The sequence below is a fragment of the Pseudomonas sp. SMN11 genome, assembly GCF_052041945.1.
Taxonomy (GTDB): Bacteria; Pseudomonadota; Gammaproteobacteria; order Pseudomonadales; family Pseudomonadaceae; genus Aquipseudomonas.
The window spans coordinates 51,703-70,664 of record NZ_JBKGGW010000025.1 but is presented as its reverse complement, the minus strand read 5'-3'; the positions used below and the strand labels follow the sequence as shown (position 1 = coordinate 70,664).

At 60.7% G+C, this 18,962-nt stretch carries 18 protein-coding genes and 1 pseudogene; 6 read left to right on the top strand and 13 right to left on the bottom strand.

What is annotated here, in order from left to right; all coding sequences use genetic code 11:
- The first annotated feature begins 109 nt into the window (after positions 1–109).
- Positions 110–1,240, top strand: a complete 1,131-nt coding sequence (locus tag ACLEJU_RS19605; RefSeq protein WP_435422815.1) for an RNA-guided endonuclease InsQ/TnpB family protein — start codon at positions 110–112, stop codon at positions 1,238–1,240.
- 82 nt (positions 1,241–1,322) lie between these two features.
- Positions 1,323–1,634 (top strand): annotated as a pseudogene (locus ACLEJU_RS19600) (cytosine permease); the annotation flags it as partial.
- 77 nt (positions 1,635–1,711) lie between these two features.
- Here ACLEJU_RS19600 and ACLEJU_RS19595 read toward each other — a convergent pair.
- Positions 1,712–2,155, bottom strand: coding sequence for a hypothetical protein (locus ACLEJU_RS19595; RefSeq protein WP_435422814.1), 444 nt, complete (start codon positions 2,153–2,155; stop codon positions 1,712–1,714).
- 165 nt (positions 2,156–2,320) lie between these two features.
- On the opposite strand from ACLEJU_RS19595, the gene ACLEJU_RS19590 reads away from it, so the two are divergent.
- The 3 genes from ACLEJU_RS19590 (at position 2,321) to ACLEJU_RS19580 (ending at position 4,520) form a co-directional block, all read left to right on the top strand.
- Entirely contained in the window at positions 2,321–2,746 is a 426-nt protein-coding gene (locus ACLEJU_RS19590; protein ID WP_435422813.1) for an anti-virulence regulator CigR family protein, read from the top strand.
- Between the two features lie 491 nt (positions 2,747–3,237).
- Positions 3,238–4,062 (top strand): AraC family transcriptional regulator, encoded by an 825-nt coding sequence (locus tag ACLEJU_RS19585; protein ID WP_435422812.1) that lies wholly within the window; start codon positions 3,238–3,240, stop codon positions 4,060–4,062.
- Between the two features lie 71 nt (positions 4,063–4,133).
- The gene (locus ACLEJU_RS19580) at positions 4,134–4,520 is read left to right on the top strand and encodes a cupin domain-containing protein (RefSeq protein WP_435422811.1); all 387 of its coding nucleotides are present in this window, start codon (positions 4,134–4,136) and stop codon (positions 4,518–4,520) included.
- 245 nt (positions 4,521–4,765) lie between these two features.
- Here ACLEJU_RS19580 and ACLEJU_RS19575 read toward each other — a convergent pair whose 3' ends face one another.
- The 7 genes from ACLEJU_RS19575 to ACLEJU_RS19545 all read right to left on the bottom strand — a co-directional run bounded on the left by ACLEJU_RS19575 (position 4,766) and on the right by ACLEJU_RS19545 (position 12,886).
- Positions 4,766–5,326 carry a GNAT family N-acetyltransferase gene (locus ACLEJU_RS19575; protein WP_435422810.1) on the bottom strand — a complete coding sequence of 187 codons (561 nt, stop codon included), beginning with the start codon at positions 5,324–5,326 and terminating at the stop codon, positions 4,766–4,768.
- A gap of 303 nt (positions 5,327–5,629) precedes the next feature.
- Entirely contained in the window at positions 5,630–6,718 is a 1,089-nt protein-coding gene (locus tag ACLEJU_RS19570) for a PAS domain S-box protein (RefSeq protein ID WP_435422809.1), read from the bottom strand.
- Positions 6,719–6,816: 98 nt separating this feature from the next.
- Positions 6,817–7,776, bottom strand: a complete 960-nt coding sequence (locus ACLEJU_RS19565) for a PDR/VanB family oxidoreductase (RefSeq protein ID WP_435422808.1) — start codon at positions 7,774–7,776, stop codon at positions 6,817–6,819.
- Positions 7,777–7,886: 110 nt separating this feature from the next.
- Positions 7,887–9,005: an aromatic ring-hydroxylating oxygenase subunit alpha gene (locus ACLEJU_RS19560; RefSeq protein WP_435422807.1), complete on the bottom strand. Its 1,119-nt coding sequence runs from the start codon at positions 9,003–9,005 to the stop codon at positions 7,887–7,889.
- 134 nt (positions 9,006–9,139) lie between these two features.
- Positions 9,140–10,756 (bottom strand): BCCT family transporter, encoded by a 1,617-nt coding sequence (locus ACLEJU_RS19555; protein WP_435422806.1) that lies wholly within the window; start codon positions 10,754–10,756, stop codon positions 9,140–9,142.
- 289 nt (positions 10,757–11,045) lie between these two features.
- Positions 11,046–11,762, bottom strand: coding sequence for a murein L,D-transpeptidase catalytic domain family protein (locus ACLEJU_RS19550; RefSeq protein ID WP_435422805.1), 717 nt, complete (start codon positions 11,760–11,762; stop codon positions 11,046–11,048).
- Between the two features lie 89 nt (positions 11,763–11,851).
- Complete coding sequence (locus ACLEJU_RS19545) at positions 11,852–12,886, bottom strand: L,D-transpeptidase (protein WP_435422804.1); 1,035 nt, start codon at positions 12,884–12,886, stop codon at positions 11,852–11,854.
- A gap of 350 nt (positions 12,887–13,236) precedes the next feature.
- On the opposite strand from ACLEJU_RS19545, the gene ACLEJU_RS19540 reads away from it, so the two are divergent.
- Positions 13,237–14,757 (top strand): NCS1 family nucleobase:cation symporter-1, encoded by a 1,521-nt coding sequence (locus tag ACLEJU_RS19540; RefSeq protein WP_435422803.1) that lies wholly within the window; start codon positions 13,237–13,239, stop codon positions 14,755–14,757.
- A 76-nt stretch (positions 14,758–14,833) separates the two neighbouring features.
- Here ACLEJU_RS19540 and ACLEJU_RS19535 read toward each other — a convergent pair whose 3' ends face one another.
- The 5 genes from ACLEJU_RS19535 to pstC form a co-directional block, all read right to left on the bottom strand.
- The gene (locus ACLEJU_RS19535; protein WP_435422802.1) at positions 14,834–15,454 is read right to left on the bottom strand and encodes a hypothetical protein; all 621 of its coding nucleotides are present in this window, start codon (positions 15,452–15,454) and stop codon (positions 14,834–14,836) included.
- Positions 15,454–16,152: a hypothetical protein gene (locus tag ACLEJU_RS19530; RefSeq protein WP_435422801.1), complete on the bottom strand. Its 699-nt coding sequence runs from the start codon at positions 16,150–16,152 to the stop codon at positions 15,454–15,456. Before ACLEJU_RS19530 ends, ACLEJU_RS19535 begins: the two co-directional genes overlap by 1 nt.
- Positions 16,153–16,246: 94 nt before the next feature.
- Positions 16,247–17,032 (bottom strand): phosphate ABC transporter ATP-binding protein PstB, encoded by a 786-nt coding sequence (gene pstB, locus ACLEJU_RS19525; RefSeq protein ID WP_027918791.1) that lies wholly within the window; start codon positions 17,030–17,032, stop codon positions 16,247–16,249.
- A gap of 49 nt (positions 17,033–17,081) precedes the next feature.
- On the bottom strand, positions 17,082–17,975 hold the full coding sequence (gene pstA, locus ACLEJU_RS19520; RefSeq protein WP_027918792.1) for a phosphate ABC transporter permease PstA: 894 nt from the start codon (positions 17,973–17,975) through the stop codon (positions 17,082–17,084).
- Complete coding sequence (gene pstC, locus ACLEJU_RS19515) at positions 17,975–18,940, bottom strand: phosphate ABC transporter permease subunit PstC (protein ID WP_079228597.1); 966 nt, start codon at positions 18,938–18,940, stop codon at positions 17,975–17,977. Before pstC ends, pstA begins: the two co-directional genes overlap by 1 nt.
- Between the last annotated feature and the right edge of the window lie 22 nt (positions 18,941–18,962).

Genomic DNA, 18,962 nt, shown 5'->3' with positions numbered 1-18,962 from the left:
CTTCATCCAAATGGCTCCGGGAACTCCCCTCCTTCAGGTGGAGGAGGAAAGGAGCGCGGGGCAGCCGAAATGACTGTTCAGATATACAGTATTACGGCATCATCGGCCGATGAGCAAACGCGCCTATAAATTCAGGTTTTACCCCACTGCAGAGCAGAGGCTACTGCTGGAGAAAACCTTTGGCTGCGTGCGTTTCGTCTACAACCATATCCTCGATTTCCGCTCCAAGGCTTACGCTGAGGATAAGGTGCGCATTGGCTTTAAAGAGGCCAATGCGGCGCTCACTCGGCTCAAGAGAGACCCCGAGAAGGCCTGGCTCAACGAAGTATCTAGTGTGCCGCTGCAGCAGGTGTTGCGTCATCAACAGAGCGCATTCTCCAATTTCTTCGAAAAGCGGGCGGGTTATCCTTCGTTCAAAAAAAAGCACCATCGGCAGTCTGCTGAATTCACCCGAAGTGCTTTTAGATACGTGTGCGGCCAGCTGTTCCTGGCCAAGAGTAAATTGCCGCTGCATGTGCGCTGGAGCCGCGAACTTCCCAGTGCCCCATCAACAGTCACTGTCTCCAGGGATTGCGCGGGTCGCTACTTTGTCTCGTGCCTGTGTGAGTTTGAGCCTGAAAAGCTTCCCGTCTCACCGTTCATGGTCGGTATCGATCTGGGCCTCGCCGACCTCTTCACGCGTTGCAACGGGGTGAAGGAGCCTAACCCCAGGCATACGGCCAAATACGCCGCCAGGCTGGCCCTGCTGCAGCGCAGATTGGCGAAAAAGAAACTGGGTTCGGCCAACCGCCTCAAAGCCAAACGCAAGGTGGCCAGGCTTCACGCAAAAATTGCAGATACTCGCCGGGACAGCCTTCACCAGGTGTCGCGCAGATTGATCAACGAAAACCAAGTGATCTGTGTCGAGTCGCTGAACGTGAAAAACATGATCAAGAACCGCAGGCTTGCGAAGTCCATCGCCGACGCGGGGTGGGGCGAACTGGTGCGCCAGCTCGACTACAAAGGTGCCTGGGCAGGGCGCCAGCTGGTCAAGATCGATCAGTGGTATCCGAGCAGCAAGACCTGCTCGGGCTGTGGCCATGTACTGCAAAAACTCGCGCTCTCCACTCGCAGTTGGATATGCCCAGTGTGTGGTGAAGAGCATGACCGCGATACCAATGCCGCCAAGAACATACGAGCCGTGGGACTCACGGTGCTAGCCAGTGGAGAGCGTGTAAGACCAATGGCTCAAGTAGCCTGAGGCTGTGCTCAGTGAAGCAGGAACTCCCCTCCTTCCCGTCTACGGCGGCGATTGAAGATCGAGATGGGGGGAAGAGGTCAAGAGTTACTTCCTGATCCCCTGGACGGCGATCAACCTGGTGGATTACTACGCGCTGCGTAAAGGGGTTTACCAGATTGCCGATATCTTCAACCCGTCCGGGATCTATGGCCGGGTGAACTGGATCGCGGTGGGTGTGTTCCTCGCCACCATCGCGCTGGAGATTCCGTTCATGAACACCTCCCTCTACGTCGAGCCGGTCGCTGCCTCGCTGCAGGGCATCGACCTGGCCTGGGTGGTGGGACTGCTGTTTCCGGCAGCCAGCTACTACGGCCTGATGAGCAAGCGCAGGGTCGCGGCGGCCAGCACCGTCTGATAAATGCACCAAACAAAAAGCCCAGCAGAGGCTGGGCTTCCAAACGCCAAGGGCGGCACTCAATCGAATCTGTCAAATCACCGATCGTTCTTTGAAGAGGATACGGTGGCGTTGCTTAGACCTTTGGTATTGTGATCGCCTGGGGTGGTTCGAGAGATGGCCGTGGATTTGGCCAAGCCGCGAGTGTCTTTGGAGTGGGCGACACCCGAGGTGGTGGTTCCGTGACCTTTATCACTGTTGCGCGAGCTCCCGTAATGGTTGCCGCTTACTCCATGATCGCGTGTTGCCTTGCCTTCGTGATCGCTTCCAGCGCTCATTCCATTTCCGTTGTGCCCTCCCATACCGCCTGCATGACCACCTCCATGTCCGCCGCCGTTGCCACCGCCGTGACCACCACCACCACCACCACCACCACCACCTTTGGCGTATGCAGAACCAATCGGGGATAAATCAGCGGGCACGAATGCCGTCAACCCGAGTACCAATGCACAAGCAAAAGCAGCAACAAGGGGTTTTCTCATTTTTTGTTCGCCTCCAGAGGCGCGGGGGGTAGCTAAAGTGCCGATCTGACCAAGAGCGCGCGCTGAAGTTCTCGCACTCCGACAGAATGCAGCCCCTTCAAGAGCATTGCCTTCGCTATCAGGTTGACTACGCTCTCGTTAGATAAATGACCAAGGACTGTTCACGTGGGTAAAAAATTGAATTTCGCCGTAGTGCTGTCGCTGGTAATGGGCCTGAGCCCAATGCTGTTTGCAGATCCCGGAAAAGGGAAAGGCCACGACAAGGGAAATCAGCACGGCAGCCAAGGGCATCAAGGCAACGGTAACGGCTGGCAGAGTGGACCTTCTGTCGACTTGGGCGGGGTGCGGGTCATCCTCAACGATAATCGCGATTACTGGAATCCAGCCTCCTCCCTACCTCCAGGGGTTCAGAAGAATCTGGCACGCGGCAAACCTCTCCCGCCCGGAATTGCCAAAAAACTGGACAGCAGGCTGATCGAGCGACTTCCTCATTACGATGGCTATGAGTGGCAGCAAGCCGGAGCTGACCTACTGCTTGTAACTATTGCCTCGGGTGTGATCTATGAGGTAGTGCACAACGTGCTGGATTGAAGTTGTCAGCTTGGACAAAGCTGGAAGTAGCGGATGACTCCAAACCTGCCGTTATCCCTCTCGGAAAGATGAAACGGTTGAGCTGCGGTGGAAGGCATCTCTCCTTAGAGCGGCTGGCAACGGTTTCTTTGGTTGAATGAACGTCTGCAATGGGTCGAAAGCTGCCGGTCGCGAATTGCCGCTATCGACCCAGAGCTGCCGTTGAAAAAAGAAACGATATCGTGAGCGCTACGCGCACCCTGTGGGAGCGGGTTTACCCGCGAAGCAGACGACGCGGTGGATGGCACCGGCTGTGCCGGTGTTCGCGGGTAAACCCGCTCCCACAATGGATTGTGGTCGGGCTCAAGGGCAGCTTTGGGTCGTGAGCGGCCTGTCGCGTACGGCAGCTTTCGACCCCTAGCGGACAGCGGAAATGAATTGGCTGTCCGCGCACATCTGAAATAGGATGAGCCATGCTCATCCAACATTGCGCACCGGCAGCAAGCCTATCCATGCAACGAGAAGCACACACGCCATCCGCGTCTGATTGGGTCATCCGCAGCGCCACGCCTGGCAGCGTGGAGCGCATCGAGGCGTGGTTTGGCGGCCATGGCTACGACCCCCATCGGCATGATACCTACTCGATAGGCCATACCCTCGCTGGGGTGCAGAGCTTTCACTATAAAGGGGCGCTGTGCCACGGCGTGCCGGGCAACACCCTGGTGCTGCATCCGGACGAAGTCCATGACGGCATGGCCGGCACGGATATCGGATTTCCCTACCGGCTGGCCTACATCGACCCTTCCCTGATCCAGAACGTGCTCGGCGGCGAACCGTTGCCGTTCATTGCCGGCGGGCTGTCCAGCGACCCGCGCCTCTATCGTGCCAGCGAGTCCTTTGTGCAGGCACTGGATCATCCGCTGGAAACACTGGAGGAGCAGGACGCCGTCTATAATCTGGCCATGGCGCTGCGTGCAGTCGGCGGCAAGCCCCGTGGCCGCAAACGCCTGGATTACTGCTCGGCCGAGCGCGCCAGGGCGTTCATCATGGAGCACCTTCACCACGGCATTACATTGGAAATGCTCGAACAGGCCAGTGGGCGTGAGCAATGGAGCTTGTCGCGGGACTTCCGGGGGCTTTACGGCACCAGCCCATACCGGTTTGTCACGCTGCGGCGCCTGGACTCTTTTCGCAGGTTGATCCTGGATGGCTTCACTTTGGTCGATGCCGCCCTCGCCGCAGGTTTTCACGACCAGAGCCACATGACCCGACACTTCACGCGCACCTACGGCGTGTCGCCCATGCGCTGGCTGGAACGCCTGCGGCCTGCCCGCTGACTTGCAGGATCGTACAAGAGACGCGTCTTTGCGTTCGATAGGCTGATCGCTCTAATTACAGAGGATCTGTCATGGCCGACTTACACCCGCAACACGCATCGCAACCTGTGAACTTGGCTCAGAAGGCTGCACTGATCGATCAACAGTGGAGCCCAAGGGTGGTTGCGGAAATGAACGACTACCAATTCAAGATTGTGCGCATCGAAGGGGAATTCATCTGGCACTCGCATCCGGAAAAGGATGAAGCATTCCTGGTGCTTGAGGGCACCTTGCGTATCGATCTGCCAGATGGCTGCGTGTATGTGCAGCCGGGTGAGCTGTATGTCGTGCCGCGTGGTGTAGAGCACAGAACAGCTGCACAGACGGAAACGAAACTGATGATGATCGAGCCGCGAGGCATTTTGAACACTGGCCATGAAGGCGGGGAGCGTACTGCGGTGAATGACGTCTGGATCTAGGTTTACGTTAAAGGCGATGAGGCTGGCGGCTTCATACACTCCATCCGTCCTCCGCCCTAAAACCGAATGATTCAAAGCCCTCTTTGAATCGGCAGTGATGCTTAACTGGCTGCCATTGCAGCCAGTTAAGCCAAGGCATGAAATCTGGAGGGGCGCATTGGGGCGAATGCTGCCGTTCACGGACCCATCGCAGCCCGTACCTTCTGCATCGCAGTCGGTGCCGACGGCTGCCCTGAACATCAGTTTCAGAGCAACTCCTCAGCACGCTCAGTGGTGCGCCATTGGGCGCGCGTAAGTGCATAGCACTTCCAGAGCTTTGGAGTGCTTGAAAGGTTCAGCTCCGCGTCATACAGGTGCTCGGCGCCCAATTTCATGGTGGCTTTCTGGGAGCGTATGTTCGTCGGTGCGATATGGAAGAACACCCTGTCGTACAGCTTGAATGCGTGCTCAACCATCAAGCGCTTGAGTTCGCGATTGCTGCCTCCTCCCCAATGCGCTCTTGCTAAAAAGGTGAAGCCAATGGCGATGCTGTCACATTGATCAGGTGGTACGTAGTAACTAGACCCACCGATCACTTTCTCGTGTCGGACATCTATCACTGCGAGCGCCTTCCCAGTGGCTACCAGTGACGCGAAATATGGCTCGAACACCTCGCGCTCAAAACGATCCGTAGACGGGTGACCTTCCCAGATTTTCGGGTCGCTTGCTGCATCCAGCATCTCTTCAAAATGGTCCTTGGTGAGAGGTTCCAGTCTCAACGAGCGTCCTGACAGAAACGGCTGGTAGTTGAAATCCTTTTTCGGCATGGCCTGTGCGCACTCGTATCTCTGATGGGTAGGTCGAGTCTACATCCGCAACAAGAGCAGAAAAGATCCAATCATGGGTTTATCCGAGGTGCCAAACTCCCGGAGCCGTTGACCGTCCGCTTCACGCCCTGAGGAAGTCAGTCGCGACCGGCAGCTATCGACCCGTAACGGACATCAGTATGCCGGGGCCGCTTCGCGGCCCATCGACGCGGTTCGTCGCCACGACAAGCGAGGCTCCCAGGGATCGCGTCGGCGTTTAAAATGAGCAAGACAGTTGCCCTTACAAGAGAATGCGGCAGAGCCCTAGGAAATCGGGCTACCCGCCAGCTGCGACTCCAAGGCTTCGATTTTCATCAGCAACGCCTGCTGCTCCACCTTGGCCGCGTGGATGTCTTCGAAAACGCTGATGAGGTAATCGGCAGCGCCATCGCCCTGGCGCTGGATGGAGGTGCGCACCCTCACCCACTTGTAGCTGCCATCGCCGCAACGTACGCGTTTTTCGACCACGTAGCGGTTGATCGAGCCTGCCAGCAACTGCACCAGCAGGCTCAGGTTGGCTTGCAGGTCATCAGGATGGGTGATCTGTTGGAAATTCAGCGCGCACAAATCCTGCTGGCTATAGCCGAGCAGTGCACACAGGCTGTCGTTGACGCGCTGCAAGCGCCCATCCAGATGAATGAAGGCGAGCGCACCTTCGCTGAGTTCGAAGATCGAGCGGAAGCGCTCTTCGCTGGTGCGCAGCGCTTCTTCCATCAACTTGCGCGCGGTGTTGTCCATGCTGATGCCGACGATCTTGATCGGCCGGCCGGCCGCGTCGTGTACCACCGTCGAGCGCGACGAGATCCAGCGCACGCTGCCATCGGGCTGGGACATCCGGTAATCGTACTCGCAGTTTTCACCCGAGCGGATGATGCGGTCGTACATCGCCTGCATCGCCTCGACGTCCTCGTCGGGGAGATGGCTCCAGAAGTCTTCGTTCGAGCTGATGGTCCAGCCGTAGACGTCCTGGACGTTTGGCGAGTAGGTCAGCTCGTCGCTGATCAGGTTCCATTCCCAGGTCACGATCCGCGCGGCTTCCTGGGCAAGCTTCATGCGGGCTTCGTTTTCCATGATCTCGGCGGCGTAGCGGCGGCGCAGGTCGGTCATCGGCAGCTCGACGGGCTCCGCATGCTGCACACTGCTCAGGGCCTCCTGGCCGTAGCGTAGCCAGATCCAGTTCACCCGCAGGAAGTCGGCGAGCTTGCGCAGGTTGTCGTAGTCGATTTCCCCGCCCTTGGTCCATTTGTGGACAGCGGTGCGGGAGATACCGAGGGCGGTACCGACTGCCTGAAGCGTCAGCTTGTTGTGTTCCAGCAGTTCCTTGAGGCGGAAGGCGAAGCTGTTTTCCTGCATGAGGGGGCGGTCCAGGGAGGGCTTGGCTGCCAGTATACACATCTGTCAACCGATGGATGACAGACGTGCCTGGCAAGCCCTAGACCTGGATCGGGGGCTCAGAGGTCGATGACCAACCTTGCGCCACGGGCCCTGGAAACGCAGATCATCAGGGTCTGCTGGGACGCCTTCTCTTCATCGGAGAGGTACTGGTCGAAGTGCTCGGCTTCGCCTTCGAGGATGGCCGTTTCACAGGTACCGCAAACGCCTTCCCGGCACAGGCATTCGACCTGGGCGGCCTTTACGTTCTCGATGGCCTGGATGATGGTCATGCCCTCCTCGACCTGCAGCTCGCGACCGGACTTGCCAAGCACCAGGGTGAATGCACCGCCGGCAGCCGGGGTGGCCGCGAACTGCTCGAAATGCACGCGGGCATCGGCAATGCCCGCCGCCTTGGCCCCCTCCACCACCGCGTCGATCAAGGGCTTGGGGCCGCACACATAAACGTGCGCGTCCTCGCTCATGCCGGCAAACAGCGCCTGCAGGTCCAGGCGACGCCCGAGGCTGTCGACGTACACATTGACACTTGCGGCATGCGGGCCATCCACCAATTGCCCGTGGAAGGCGCCGTGGTCGGGGCTACGGAACGCGTAGTGGAGCTCATAAGGCGTAGCGCCCCCTTCCAGCTCGTGGAGCTGCGACAGGAACGGAGTAATGCCGATGCCTCCGGCGATCATCACATGCTTGCCGGCCGCAGCGTCGAGCGCGAACAGGTTGTTCGGCGTCGAGATGGTCAGTTCGCTACCAACCTCGACCTGCTCATGCATGAAGGCCGAGCCGCCTTTGGATTGCTCTTCCAGGCGCACGCCGATCTGATAGTGCGACAGGTCCCTGGGGTCGCTCATCAGGGAATACGCGTTGCTGAAGCCTTGCGCCATCTTCACGATCACGTGGCTGCCCCCGGTGAAGGCCGGCATGGGCTGGCCATCGGCGCGCGCAAGGGTGAAGCGCTTGATTTGTGGCGTCGCCTGTTCGACCTCGAGCACCCGCACACTGAACATCTCGTAAACACTGGCCATCTTGCACCTCAACTCCGCACAGGACGGCGGCCCCGCCGCCCTGGCCATTACTCGATCCGAAATCAACGATAGGTATGAACGCGCCCGGCCCTTTTCCGCCGGGCTCAGGGTCAGTCCAGGTGGGCAACCGCAATCAGGTTGTGGAAGTGAGCGATGCCGTGTTCGCTGATGCCGGAGCGCTCCTTGTCGACCATGATCCGGCCCTGGCCACGGTAGCCCCGCGACTTCAGGCCCTTCTGCACGCTCTCGACCAGGCGCAGGTCTTCCGGGCGGAACACTTCGCGGTACCAGTCGATCAGCACTTGCTGTTCCGGGGTGATGTCCTTGTTCAGGAAGTAGATGTCGTAGTGCTGCAAGGTGGTCTCGGCATCGACCGGGAACTCGTAGATGCAGGTCATGAAGTTGGCCCCCGGCGGCACGTTGAACATCGTGCACGGCCAGGCCCAGAAGCCTGCGAAGGACGGGTCGGTGACCGACTCGTCGACCTTGAACGATTGCTCGGACGACTTGGCCACGCCGTACTGCAGCGTCCAGTTGCCGTGCAGGGTGTGCCCGTACTGGCCGACGTCCACCGAGTCGGCGAAACTTGGGTGCGCCGGGCCGCAGTGGTAGCACTCCAGGTAGTTGTCGACGATCGACTTCCAGTTGGCCGGGGTGTGGCTGACGAAGCGTGCCGCCAGCTGCAGTTCGTCGATGACGCTGCAGGCTTCGCGCATGCGCTGCTGCAGGCCGGGCAGCTGCTCTTCCACAGAGCCCGCGGCATTGTCCATGTTGATGTAGATGAAGCCTGCATACTCTTCGACACGCAGCTGGACGAGGCTGTAGTCACCCTTGTCGAAGGCCTCGACCTGGTCGCAGTTGCGCACGTGGGTGAGGTCGCCGTCGAGCTTGAAGGTCCAGGCGTGGTACGGGCAGGCGATCACGTTCTTGGCCTTGCCGCTGCCTTCGAGCAGTTGGTGACCGCGGTGCGGGCAGACGTTGTAGAAGGCACGCAGCACACTGTCGCGGCCACGGATGACGATGATGCTCTCGCCAATCACTTCGCGGGTGATGTAGGCGTTGTTCTCCGCCACTTCACTGCGATGGCCGACGCAGATCCAGCTCTTGGCGAAGATCTGCTCCTTCTCGTGCTCGAAGACTTCCTTGCTGGTGTAGTAGGTAGCCGGAATGGTGAAGGCTTTTTCGTGGTCGCTGCAGAAATCAGCAGGCAGGCGTTGGAACTTGGTCATCTCTTGTCTCCAGGCTGCGCGTTGCGCATCTTGTAATTCATAGTTAACTGACACCTGCCAGTTAACAAATAGGGCAAAAAAAAGCCTGCTGCGGTCTCAACCGAGGGTCAGGGCGACACCGCGCAGGAAAATCATCAGGCCGGTTCGACGACTGCAGCGATTGGCTGGACCACCTGGCGCTCGCTGACCGGTTGCTCTTCGCGCGCCAGGGCGGCAGCTTCTTCCTCGATGCGATGGGCCGGCATGGAGCCGTAGTCGGCCAGCATCCATTTGAAGAAGCCATACACCTTGATCAGCAGGATCACGGTGAACGGAATGGCGGTGAGCACCACGGCCGTCTTCATGGTGGACAGCGACGCCTTGGCAAACAGCATGGCCAGCGGCACCAGGGTCAGGGTTACGCACCAGAACAGGCGATGAGTGGGCGACGGGTCTTCACCGTCTTGCAGGTTGCGGGTGCTGGTCGCGGCGACGGCGTAGGCCGCAGCGTCCATGTGCGATGCACAGAACACCGCCATGATGAACAGGTACACCGCCATGAACACCTTGCCCCATGGCAGGCCCATGACCACTGCTTCAACGGCACTTTCACCGCCCTGTTCGGTGAGGATTTTCGGCACGTCGATGGCACCGGTGATGAACTGGTGCATGCTGTAGCTTTCCAGCGCGCCGAAGAAGAACCAGCAGCCGACGCTGCCGCCCATGATCAGAGCGAGCACCACTTCCTTGATCTGCCGGCCACGCGATACGCGGGTGACGAACATCGCGACGCCAGGTGCGTACGACACCCACCACAGCCAGTAGAACACGGTCCAGTTGCGGGTGAATTCGCCCTCGCCGGCCGGGTCGGTGAACAGGCTCATGTGCACATAGTTCTGGATCATCAGGCCAATGCCATTGGCCGTGTTGTTGATGGTGAACTGGGTCGGGCCGACCAGCAGCACCACGGCGGCGAACACCAGCGCGCCATAGCAGACGATCTTGCTGAGTTTCTGCAGGCCTCCGTCGATGCCGATGTACGAGCTGAGCGAGAACAGCACCGCAATCACCCCGATCAGCATGACCTGCACGGTGAAGGTGTCGGGAGTGCCCACCAGGCCGGACAGGCCGCGGGTCAGGGTCGAGGCGGTCAGTGCCAGGGACACCGTCAGCGCGCCCATCATGGTCAGCAGGAAGATCAGGTCGACGAGCCGGCCCACCGGCCCGGTGGCCTTGAGCCCGGTCACCGCTTCGACGACCGAGGCCAGGTTCAGGCCGCTCTTCTTGCGCACGTGGAAGTGATAGGCCATGGCCAGCGACGCCAGGGCGTAGATCGACCAGGCGCTGATACCCCAGTGGAAGAAGGAGTAGCCGACGCTGTATTCCAGGGCTTCACGGGACTGCGCGGCAATGTTCAGGCCGGGGGTCTGGTAGTAGTAGGCCCACTCCATCACGCCCCAGTAGAGGGTCGAGGACCCCATGCCGGCGCAGATGAACATGAACACCCAGGTCAGGGTGGAGTATTCCGGCCTGCCGGCGCCGAGGCGGATGTTGCCGTACTTGCTGAAGGCGATGCCCAGCACGGCAATGGTGCTGGCGAAGATCAGCAGTTGCACTGCGGTGCCAAAGGATCGGGTGGACCATTCGAACAGTTGATTGGCAGCAATACCGGCCTGTTCGGGGTAGGCGGCCAGGCCAACCACCGTCAGCAGGACCGCGATCAGGCTCATGCTGATGAGGAACACATCAACCTTTTTGTTGAGGTAAGACATCAAGTGACTCCCAGGACGTTTTTGTTTTTTTGTCACATCCAACGCAGGCTCGGGATGAGGACGCTCTCCTTAGTGTCGTAACCAATGGTTAACTGCAATCCCTTGGTTAACAGTCTGCGGACAATTTTTCTGTTTCGCAAGCGCCTTTCATCCTCGGCCTGTCTCTGCGCAGGAGGGATGAAAACGTAGTCGAGGGGGTCAAGAAAGGATAATCAGGCAATTTGCGCCGAAAAACAGCGAACTGCCAACAAACCCGGGCCGCTTCGGATCGAGGGCGGCCCGGCTTTCATCACTTGCTGGCGACCGATTGGCTCGCCAGCGGGCAGCTCTGGGCATTAAGGAAACGCGATTTCTTCAACCAGTCCTGCTGCGGGTAGTAGGCAAACACATAGCTGCCGCGTTGTAGCGTGTCGATGAGCTTGCCAGCAATGGCCGGCCGCACGGCTGGGCAGCCCTGGCTGCGCCCCAAGCGCCCGAGGCCGGGAACCACCTTGGGGTCGGCGTAGGCGGCGGCATGCATGACAATCGCCCGCGACATGCTGTTGTCGTTGAACCCTCGCTCCAGCCCCTGCAGGCGCAGCGAGCGGCCGTGCTTGCCGCTGTAGATCTGGCCGGTTTCATACAGGCCGATGGACGATTGATAGCTGTTAGGGGCGTTGGAGAACGTGGTCGGCACATCGGCGCCGCTGTTCTTGCCATGGGCGACCCACTCCTCGAACAACAGTTTGCGCGCACGCAAGTCGAACACCCACAGGCGCTTGTCACGCGAGGCCTTGGAGTAATCGATCACCGTCAGCAGCTTGCCTGCCTCGCCGTGGCTGGCGCAGGCGTAGGCCGTAAGGGCCATGCCCAGCGCCGACAGGCTGGCGTTGGGTGCCAGCTGCTGCAACTCGGCGGCGCTGGGCAGGGATTGCGCGTGGGCGGCTTGCCAGGCGCTTAGGAAAAACAGGCCAATACTGGCCACCGAGAGCCGCAAAGCTCCCCGCAACGGATCAAACATCGACATGGACTACCCCGGTAAAGGCCTGTCAGCAAAAAGTCAGCTGGCTTGCGGCCAAAAGCCACCACTTTGCTTGAATTCTTCGGGATTGCCGATCATTTCTTGACCAATGGCTTAAGTTCTTCACTGTCGTCGGTGGTGATCACGGTGAATTTTCCGTCGCTGCGGGTATCCCGGGTGGACGCCCAATCGGTGATCACCAACATGGTGCCGACGTCCATCGCCGCACGAAGATGGTGGCGGAACTCCGGGTTGATGTTCAACTGCCCCAACTGTTCATAGGGCGTATCCCCATACTCCGGGTTGCTCAGGCCCACCACCGACCACCGTAAGGGTAGCGCGCCATCGAGTGCCAGGGCGGAAGGTTTTTGCAGCAGCGAATACACCGCCATGCCACTGCGGTGCTTGCTGTTTTCAAGCGACAGTGCAGGCGCCGAGCCGATCAGCTGGCCACCGCGATACACGTAGGCACGCAAGTCGGCACGGCTGATCAGGATCGACAGCGGCCCGGACGTCGGGTCCGGGTCGTTCCAGAACTGCTGGTTGCTCAACACCAGCGGGCCCTGGGCCTTGCCCGCGCTGACCGTGGGCGCCAGCACGCCGGGGTGGTAGACCTCTACCGGTGCACTTTGGGTATCGGAGACGATGACGGTGGTCGAGCTGAAGCCGGTGACCTCATACAGTTTCTTGGCAAATTCAAGCGGCAGCCGCACGCAACCATGGGAGGCCGGGTAGCCCGGCAGGTGGCCCGCGTGCAGGGCGATTCCGTCCCAGGTCAGGCGCTCCATGTAGGGCATTGGTGCGCTGTTGTAGAGGCTTGATTTGTGCTCGACCTTCTTCTGCAGAATGCTGAACACCCCGGTGGGGGTTTCCCGCCCTGCCTTGCCGCTGCTTACGGTGCTGACGCCAATGGCGATGCCGTTGCGATAAACGTACGCACGTTGCTCGGTGAGGCTGACCACCACGGTCACCGGCCCCACCGGCGAGACCTGCGGGTACCAGAGAAACTGGCCAGGCTTGAGGCTGTCGAGCTGGCTCCTGAGTGCGGCCGGGGTGGGCACCTGCAGCGGTGCGGCCTCGACCAGGGGGGTGGCAAGCAACAGACCCAGCGCGAGCGGTACATGCAACATCGAACTGATCCTCATGGCATCCTGCCCTCAGCTTATGCGGAACATGCCCCGCAAGCCACCTGAGCGCTCTCGCGTGGGCGTGGCGGTAACAACCCTGCTCCAAAGTGTGCACAAAATTCCCAGCTGTGGGAGCGGCCTTGCGTCACGAAAGGGCCGCGAAGCGGCCCCGGCAATGCTGAATACCAAGCTCAAGCCCCTAGGACTGCTTCGCAGCCCTTTCGTGACGCAACGCCGCTCCCATAGGCGATTAAGCGCAAAGACCGCGGATCTCGACAACATCATGGGTTGGTACGAATCTTGTTTGTATACAAATACGAACAATAAAAGTACACAACCATCATGGAGTTCCGATGGCGTCGATTTCCCGTTCCGATGTTGGCCAGCTTGCCGATCGCCCTGCCGAAACGGCCGGGGCCAGTCAGCCGCCGCTGAGCCCACGCCTGTACAGCCACGACCTGGCGCCGACCCGTGCAGCCAATCGCACCTGGGGGCGCTACAGCCTGTTTGCGCTGTGGACCAACGATGTGCACAACATCGCCAACTACTCCTTTGCCATCGGCCTGTTCGCCCTGGGCATGAGCGGCGCGCAGATCCTTGCCGCCTTCGCGCTCGGTGCACTGGTGATCTACGGCCTGATGAACCTGTCCGGTTACATGGGGCAGAAGACCGGCCTGCCCTACCCGGTCATGTGCCGCATCAGCTTCGGCATCCATGGCGCGCAGATCCCGGCACTGATTCGCGCCGTGATCGCCATCGCCTGGTTCGGCATCCAGACCTACCTCGCTTCGGTGGTGCTGCGCGTGCTGCTCACCGCCATCGCTCCCGACCTCAAGGCCTACGACCAGAACGCGATCCTCGGCCTGTCGACCCTGGGCTGGGTCACCTTCATCGGCATCTGGTGCGTGCAGGTGGCGATCTTCGCCTACGGCATGGAGATGGTGCGCCGCTTCGAGTCCCTCGCCGGGCCGATCATCCTGGTTGCCTTCAGCGGCCTGGCGGGCTGGATGTACTGGCGCAGCGGCCTGTCGATTGCCTGGTCCAGCGGCAACGCGCCGACCGGCTCCGGCATGTGGCTGAAAGTGTTCGGTGCCGCCGCGCTGTGGGTGTCGCTGTACGGCACCATGATCCTTAACTTCTGTGATTTCACCCGTAACTGCCCGGATCGCCGCACCATCAGCGTGGGCAATTTCTGGGGCCTGCCGGTGAACATGCTCGGCTTCGCGCTGATCGCCGTGGTACTGGCCGGTGCGCAGTTCAGCATCGACGGCAAGCTGGTGCAAAGCCCGAGTGAAATCGTCGCCGCCATCCCCAACACCGCTGGCCTGGTGCTGGCCTGCCTGGCCTTCCTGCTGGTCACCGTGGCGGTAAACATCATGGCCAACTTCGTCGCCCCGGCCTTCGTCCTCACCAACCTGGCACCCAAGGTGCTGAATTTCCGCCGCGCAGGCTTGCTCAGCGCCACCATCGCGGTGGTGATTCTGCCGTGGCACCTGTACAACAGCCCGTCGGTGATCGTGTACTTCCTCGGCGGCCTGGGCGCCCTGCTCGGCCCGCTGTACGGGATCATGGTCACCGACTACTACCTGGTACGACGTGGCCGGGTGAACCTGCCGGAGCTGTACAGCGAAAGCCCTGAAGGCACCTATCACTACCGTGGCGGGGTCAACCTGCGCGCCGTGGCGGCGTTCATCCCGGCCTCGCTGATTGCCATTCTGCTGGCGCTGGTGCCGGCGTTCGAGACGCTGTCGCAGTTCTCCTGGTTCTTCGGCGCCGGGCTGGGCGGGCTGATCCACTATGCCATCGCCAACCGCAGTGCCCGGTATCAGGAAGTGTCCGGCGAAAGCATTGCCGTGGACGCCGCGCACCACTGAATGGCGGCGCACATAAAAAGGCTCATCGCGCAGGGTACTGCGCGATGAGCCTTTTTTTCAGGGTGAGTTCAGACGATCAGGAGGCCAGCGCTTGCTCAGGCCTACGCACCGGTGCCTCGTGGCGGTGCGGTTGCTGCCAGGCCAACTGAGCCTGCACCTGCTGCGCCGCATCCATCACCTTCTGCGCCCAGCTGTCATCTTCCGGGTTGACCACGACCACCCGGAAACCGTGGTCAAAGCCCTCGATCCCGACCCCTTCGGAATCGTCGACGTGCAAGTCGATGTCGAATGCCGGTGGGTACTTCGACGGGGTGTTCTCAAGCCCGTGCTGCGACAGCGCATGCTGGTGGCGATCACTGTTGACCACGCCGTCAACGTGAATGCCGTAGAGCATCAGCCAGCGCCGGATATAGGCCGGTGTGCGGCCCGAAGAGGTATAGATCCAGATGCTGCAACCCTGGCGGCGCAGGTCGCGGATCAGCGAACGGGTGCCGCTGCGCAGTGGCTCGCCCAGCCAGCGGTGGACGAACGCCGGCAGCTTGCTGGCTTCTTCATCGGCGTGGTGCGGCAGACAGGCAAGCGTGTCATCGATATCGAAGGAAATGCGCATCTGCGGGCGCCTGAGTTTGCGCCCGATGGCTTTCCACACACGTCGGCCACCGGCCTTGCCTTGTTCCAGCATCGAATATCTTTCCATCAGCGGTTCCCCTGGCGGGCCGGCACGCAGGTGCCGCGCAGGAAGAACTTTTCGGGTTCAGGTGCCTTCGCTTCCAGGAAGGCCGCATACTTTTTCTTGATCTTGGGCAATTCGTACAAAGCTTTCACACCATGCTTGGCGGAGTTGCGAATGACCGAGGACGGGTTGAAGTAGCCCTCGGCGTTGTCCAGCGTCAGCACGAACGGCGGTAGCCCTGCACGCATCAGCAGATAGCTGACGATGAGCGACCCCGTGCGATTGTTGCCTTCGATGAACAGCTGCGGCTTGCTGAGGATGCGCACGTACACACCGGCCGCACGCTTCCAGACCGAATCACTGCGGTATGAGCAGTACCAGTTGTAGAGGTCCTTGATGCCGCCTTCCACGTTGTTGAAAAAGCGCGCCTCGGTGGCCTCGAGGTGTGGCGCGAACTCGCGGCGGCGTGCCGGGTCGCTGCCGCACAGCACGGTGGCATTGATCTCCAGCATCAGGTTCAGCTGCTGCAGGTCGAACAGGTCCACGCCCCGTGCGACATAGTCGTCAATCAAGGCATAGCCTTCAAGCACATTGAGCAGCACCTCGTCGGTGAACGGGTCACGCGGTTCGGTGAAATCTTGGCTGAGCTCGGAAAAACGGCCCTGCACCTCGCGCAGTGCGCGCTCTACCGCTGGCAGGTCAAGACGACATGTCGCATCCATTGGTAATCTCTTGAAACAGTACAAACGTGAAAGCGACCCACCCCGCTTGGCCTTCCTTGCCTGCGGGGCGGGTCGCCTGGCGGGTGCCGACGACTCAGCTGAACTTGCCGCTGATGTAGTCACTGGTCAGCTGTTCACGCGGATTCTGGAAGATCTGCGTGGTCGGGCCCATCTCCACCAGGTAACCGGTGCGGGTGCCCTGGGAGATGTCGACCGAGAAGAACGCGGTGGTATCGGCCACACGAATCGCCTGCTGCATGTTGTGGGTCACCAGGGCGATGGTGTAGTCCTTCTTCAGCTCGACCATCAGCTCTTCCACGCGACGGGTGGCAATCGGGTCGAGTGCCGAGCACGGCTCGTCGAGCAACAACACTTCCGGCTCGGTGGCGATGGCACGGGCGATGCAAAGGCGCTGCTGCTGGCCGCCGGAGAGCGAGAGGCCGCTGACCTTGAGCTTGTCCTTGACCTCATCCCACAGCGCGGCGCCTTGCAGGGCGTGCTTGACGCGGTCGCCGATGTCGCCCTTGTAGCGGTTCAGGCGCAGGCCGAAGGCGACGTTGTCGAAGATGCTCATGGAGAACGGGTTCGGTTGCTGGAACACCATGCCGATGTAGCGGCGCACCACCACCGGGTCCACGCCCTTGCCGTAGACATCCTGGCCGAGGAAGTGCACATGGCCTTCGAAGCGGAAGCCCTTGACCAGGTCGTTCATGCGGTTGAGGCTGCGCAGCACGGTACTCTTGCCGCAGCCTGACGGGCCGATGAAGCCGGTGATCTCGTTCTTGCGGATCGGTACATGGCTGTCACGCACGGCCATGAAGTTGCCGTAGAAGATCTTGTCCAGCTTGCAGTCCATGACGATTGGCGCTTCGCTGACCATGGGAGCGGCTCTCTGTGCAGTTGATACGTTCACGGTCGAATGCTCCCTTTCAGTACTTTGGCTTGCCGAAGATTCGGCTAAGAATATTGACTACCAGCACGATCATCACCAACACCAGCGAGGCCGCCCATGCGAGCTCCAGCTGGTTGTCGAACGGCATGCCGGAGAAGTTGTAGATCAGTACGGCAAGCGATGCCGTGGGGTTCATGACGGCCAGGCTGCCGTCGTGGTAGATCCAGTAGTTGCTGAACAGCGCGGTGAACAGCAGCGGTGCCGTTTCACCCGCAGCGCGGGCCACCGCCAGCATGACGCCGGTGAGGATGGCCGGCATGCCGGTCGGCAGGACGATCTTCCAGATCACCTGGGCGCGGGTGCAGCCCATGCCGTAGGCGGCGTCCTTCATGATCTTGGGTACCATCTTCATCGCTTCTTCAGCGGTCAGCACGACGATCGGCAGCATCAGTACGGCCAGAGCCACGCCACCGGCCGGCGCCGAGTAGGTACCGGTGGTCATCACCACCAAGGCGTAGGCGAATACACCGGCGAGGATCGACGGTAGGCCGGTGAGCATTTTGGCGGCGAAGCGCGAGGCGTTGGCCAGCTTGCTCTCCGGGCCGAGTTCGGCGAGGAACACCGCCGCCAGGATGCCGACCGGCACCGCGATGGCTGCGGCGATGCCGACCATGACGAAGGTACCGGCCAGGGCGTTACCAAAACCACCGCCCATCTCGAAACCGGTGGGAGGCAATTCGGTGAACACTTCCAGGCTCAGGCGCGCACCGCCACGGGTGATCAGCATGTACAGCACGGAAATCAGCGGCACGCTGGCCAGCAGGGCCACGCACCAGACCGTGGAGGTCAGCACCAGGCTGCGCAGGGCGCGGCCTTCGAAGCGGCGCTGCAGGCTGGGCAATGCGGTAGTGGCTGCAGTGAGGTCAGTCATTATTTATTACCCCGCTGGGCATAGAGCATGATCATTGAACCGAACACGTTCACCAGCAAAGTAATGAACATCAGCACCAGGGCGGCGTACATCAGCACCTCGATCTCGTTCGGCCCGGCTTCGGGGAAGTTCAGCGCCAGCAATGCTGCCAGCGTGTTGGCCGGGGCAAACAGCGAAAGGGTGATGGTGTTGGCGTTACCCACCAGCATCGCCAACGCCATGGTTTCGCCCAGTGCGCGGCCAAGGCCCAGCACCAGGGAGCCGAAGATGCCGGTGGCGGCTGACGGCACCATCACCTTGAGGATGGCTTCCCAGTGGGTGGTACCCATGCCGTAGGCAGCCTGCTTGGTCTTCATCGGTACGCTGGTCAGCGCATCCTGGGAAACCGCGGCAATGGTCGGCAGGATCATGATCGCCAGCACCAACGCCGCCGGCAGCAGGCCGGGGCCACTCAGGGAGGTGCCGAAGAACGGGATCCAGCCAAGCTCGCTGTTCAGCCAGGCGGTCAGCGGCCGGATGGCCGGAATCACCACATAGATGCCCCACAGGCCGTAAACGACACTGGGGATGGCGGCGAGCAGCTCGACGATGGTGCGGAACACCGCGGCGAGCCTCGCCGGCAAGAAATCCTGGGTAAGGAAAATGGCCATGCTGACGCCGAAGAAACCCGCGATCAGCAAGGCGATCAGGGCGCTGTAAAGCGTGCCCCAGATGGCCGGCAGAATGCCGTATTTGCCCTGGTTGACGTCCCACACACTGCCGAATAGCACGTCAAAACCGTGCTTTTCCATTCCTGGAAGTGCTTTGCGTCCTACTTCGTATACCAACGCGAAAACCAGCGCGAGAATCAGCACCACACCGATGCGTGCAAGGGCACGGAAGGTACGATCGACCAGGAAGTCCTTGGTGGACGGTGGCTGGCACGCGGAGTCAGGGTTATCCGGTATGGCAAAAGGTGTGTTCATTTAGCTGATTCCGGGACTAGGG

Bases quoted from the DNA above. Each gene is read 5' to 3' on its own strand.
- ACLEJU_RS19585 (WP_435422812.1), top strand. From the start codon at position 3,238: ATGCAACGAGAAGCACACACGCCATCCGCGTCTGATTGGGTCATCCGC.
- ACLEJU_RS19580 (WP_435422811.1), top strand. From the start codon at position 4,134: ATGGCCGACTTACACCCGCAACACGCATCGCAACCTGTGAACTTGGCT.
- ACLEJU_RS19535 (WP_435422802.1), bottom strand. From the start codon at position 15,454: ATGGAAAGATATTCGATGCTGGAACAAGGCAAGGCCGGTGGCCGACGT.
- pstB (WP_027918791.1), bottom strand. From the start codon at position 17,032: ATGGTCAGCGAAGCGCCAATCGTCATGGACTGCAAGCTGGACAAGATC.
- pstA (WP_027918792.1), bottom strand. From the start codon at position 17,975: ATGACTGACCTCACTGCAGCCACTACCGCATTGCCCAGCCTGCAGCGC.
- ACLEJU_RS19575 (WP_435422810.1), bottom strand. From the start codon at position 5,326: ATGCCGAAAAAGGATTTCAACTACCAGCCGTTTCTGTCAGGACGCTCG.
- ACLEJU_RS19560 (WP_435422807.1), bottom strand. From the start codon at position 9,005: ATGACCAAGTTCCAACGCCTGCCTGCTGATTTCTGCAGCGACCACGAA.
- ACLEJU_RS19540 (WP_435422803.1), top strand. From the start codon at position 13,237: ATGGCGTCGATTTCCCGTTCCGATGTTGGCCAGCTTGCCGATCGCCCT.
- ACLEJU_RS19595 (WP_435422814.1), bottom strand. From the start codon at position 2,155: ATGAGAAAACCCCTTGTTGCTGCTTTTGCTTGTGCATTGGTACTCGGG.
- ACLEJU_RS19565 (WP_435422808.1), bottom strand. From the start codon at position 7,776: ATGGCCAGTGTTTACGAGATGTTCAGTGTGCGGGTGCTCGAGGTCGAA.
- ACLEJU_RS19530 (WP_435422801.1), bottom strand. From the start codon at position 16,152: ATGGATGCGACATGTCGTCTTGACCTGCCAGCGGTAGAGCGCGCACTG.
- pstC (WP_079228597.1), bottom strand. From the start codon at position 18,940: ATGAACACACCTTTTGCCATACCGGATAACCCTGACTCCGCGTGCCAG.
- ACLEJU_RS19550 (WP_435422805.1), bottom strand. From the start codon at position 11,762: ATGTCGATGTTTGATCCGTTGCGGGGAGCTTTGCGGCTCTCGGTGGCC.
- ACLEJU_RS19545 (WP_435422804.1), bottom strand. From the start codon at position 12,886: ATGTTGCATGTACCGCTCGCGCTGGGTCTGTTGCTTGCCACCCCCCTG.
- ACLEJU_RS19605 (WP_435422815.1), top strand. From the start codon at position 110: ATGAGCAAACGCGCCTATAAATTCAGGTTTTACCCCACTGCAGAGCAG.
- ACLEJU_RS19570 (WP_435422809.1), bottom strand. From the start codon at position 6,718: ATGCAGGAAAACAGCTTCGCCTTCCGCCTCAAGGAACTGCTGGAACAC.
- ACLEJU_RS19555 (WP_435422806.1), bottom strand. From the start codon at position 10,756: ATGTCTTACCTCAACAAAAAGGTTGATGTGTTCCTCATCAGCATGAGC.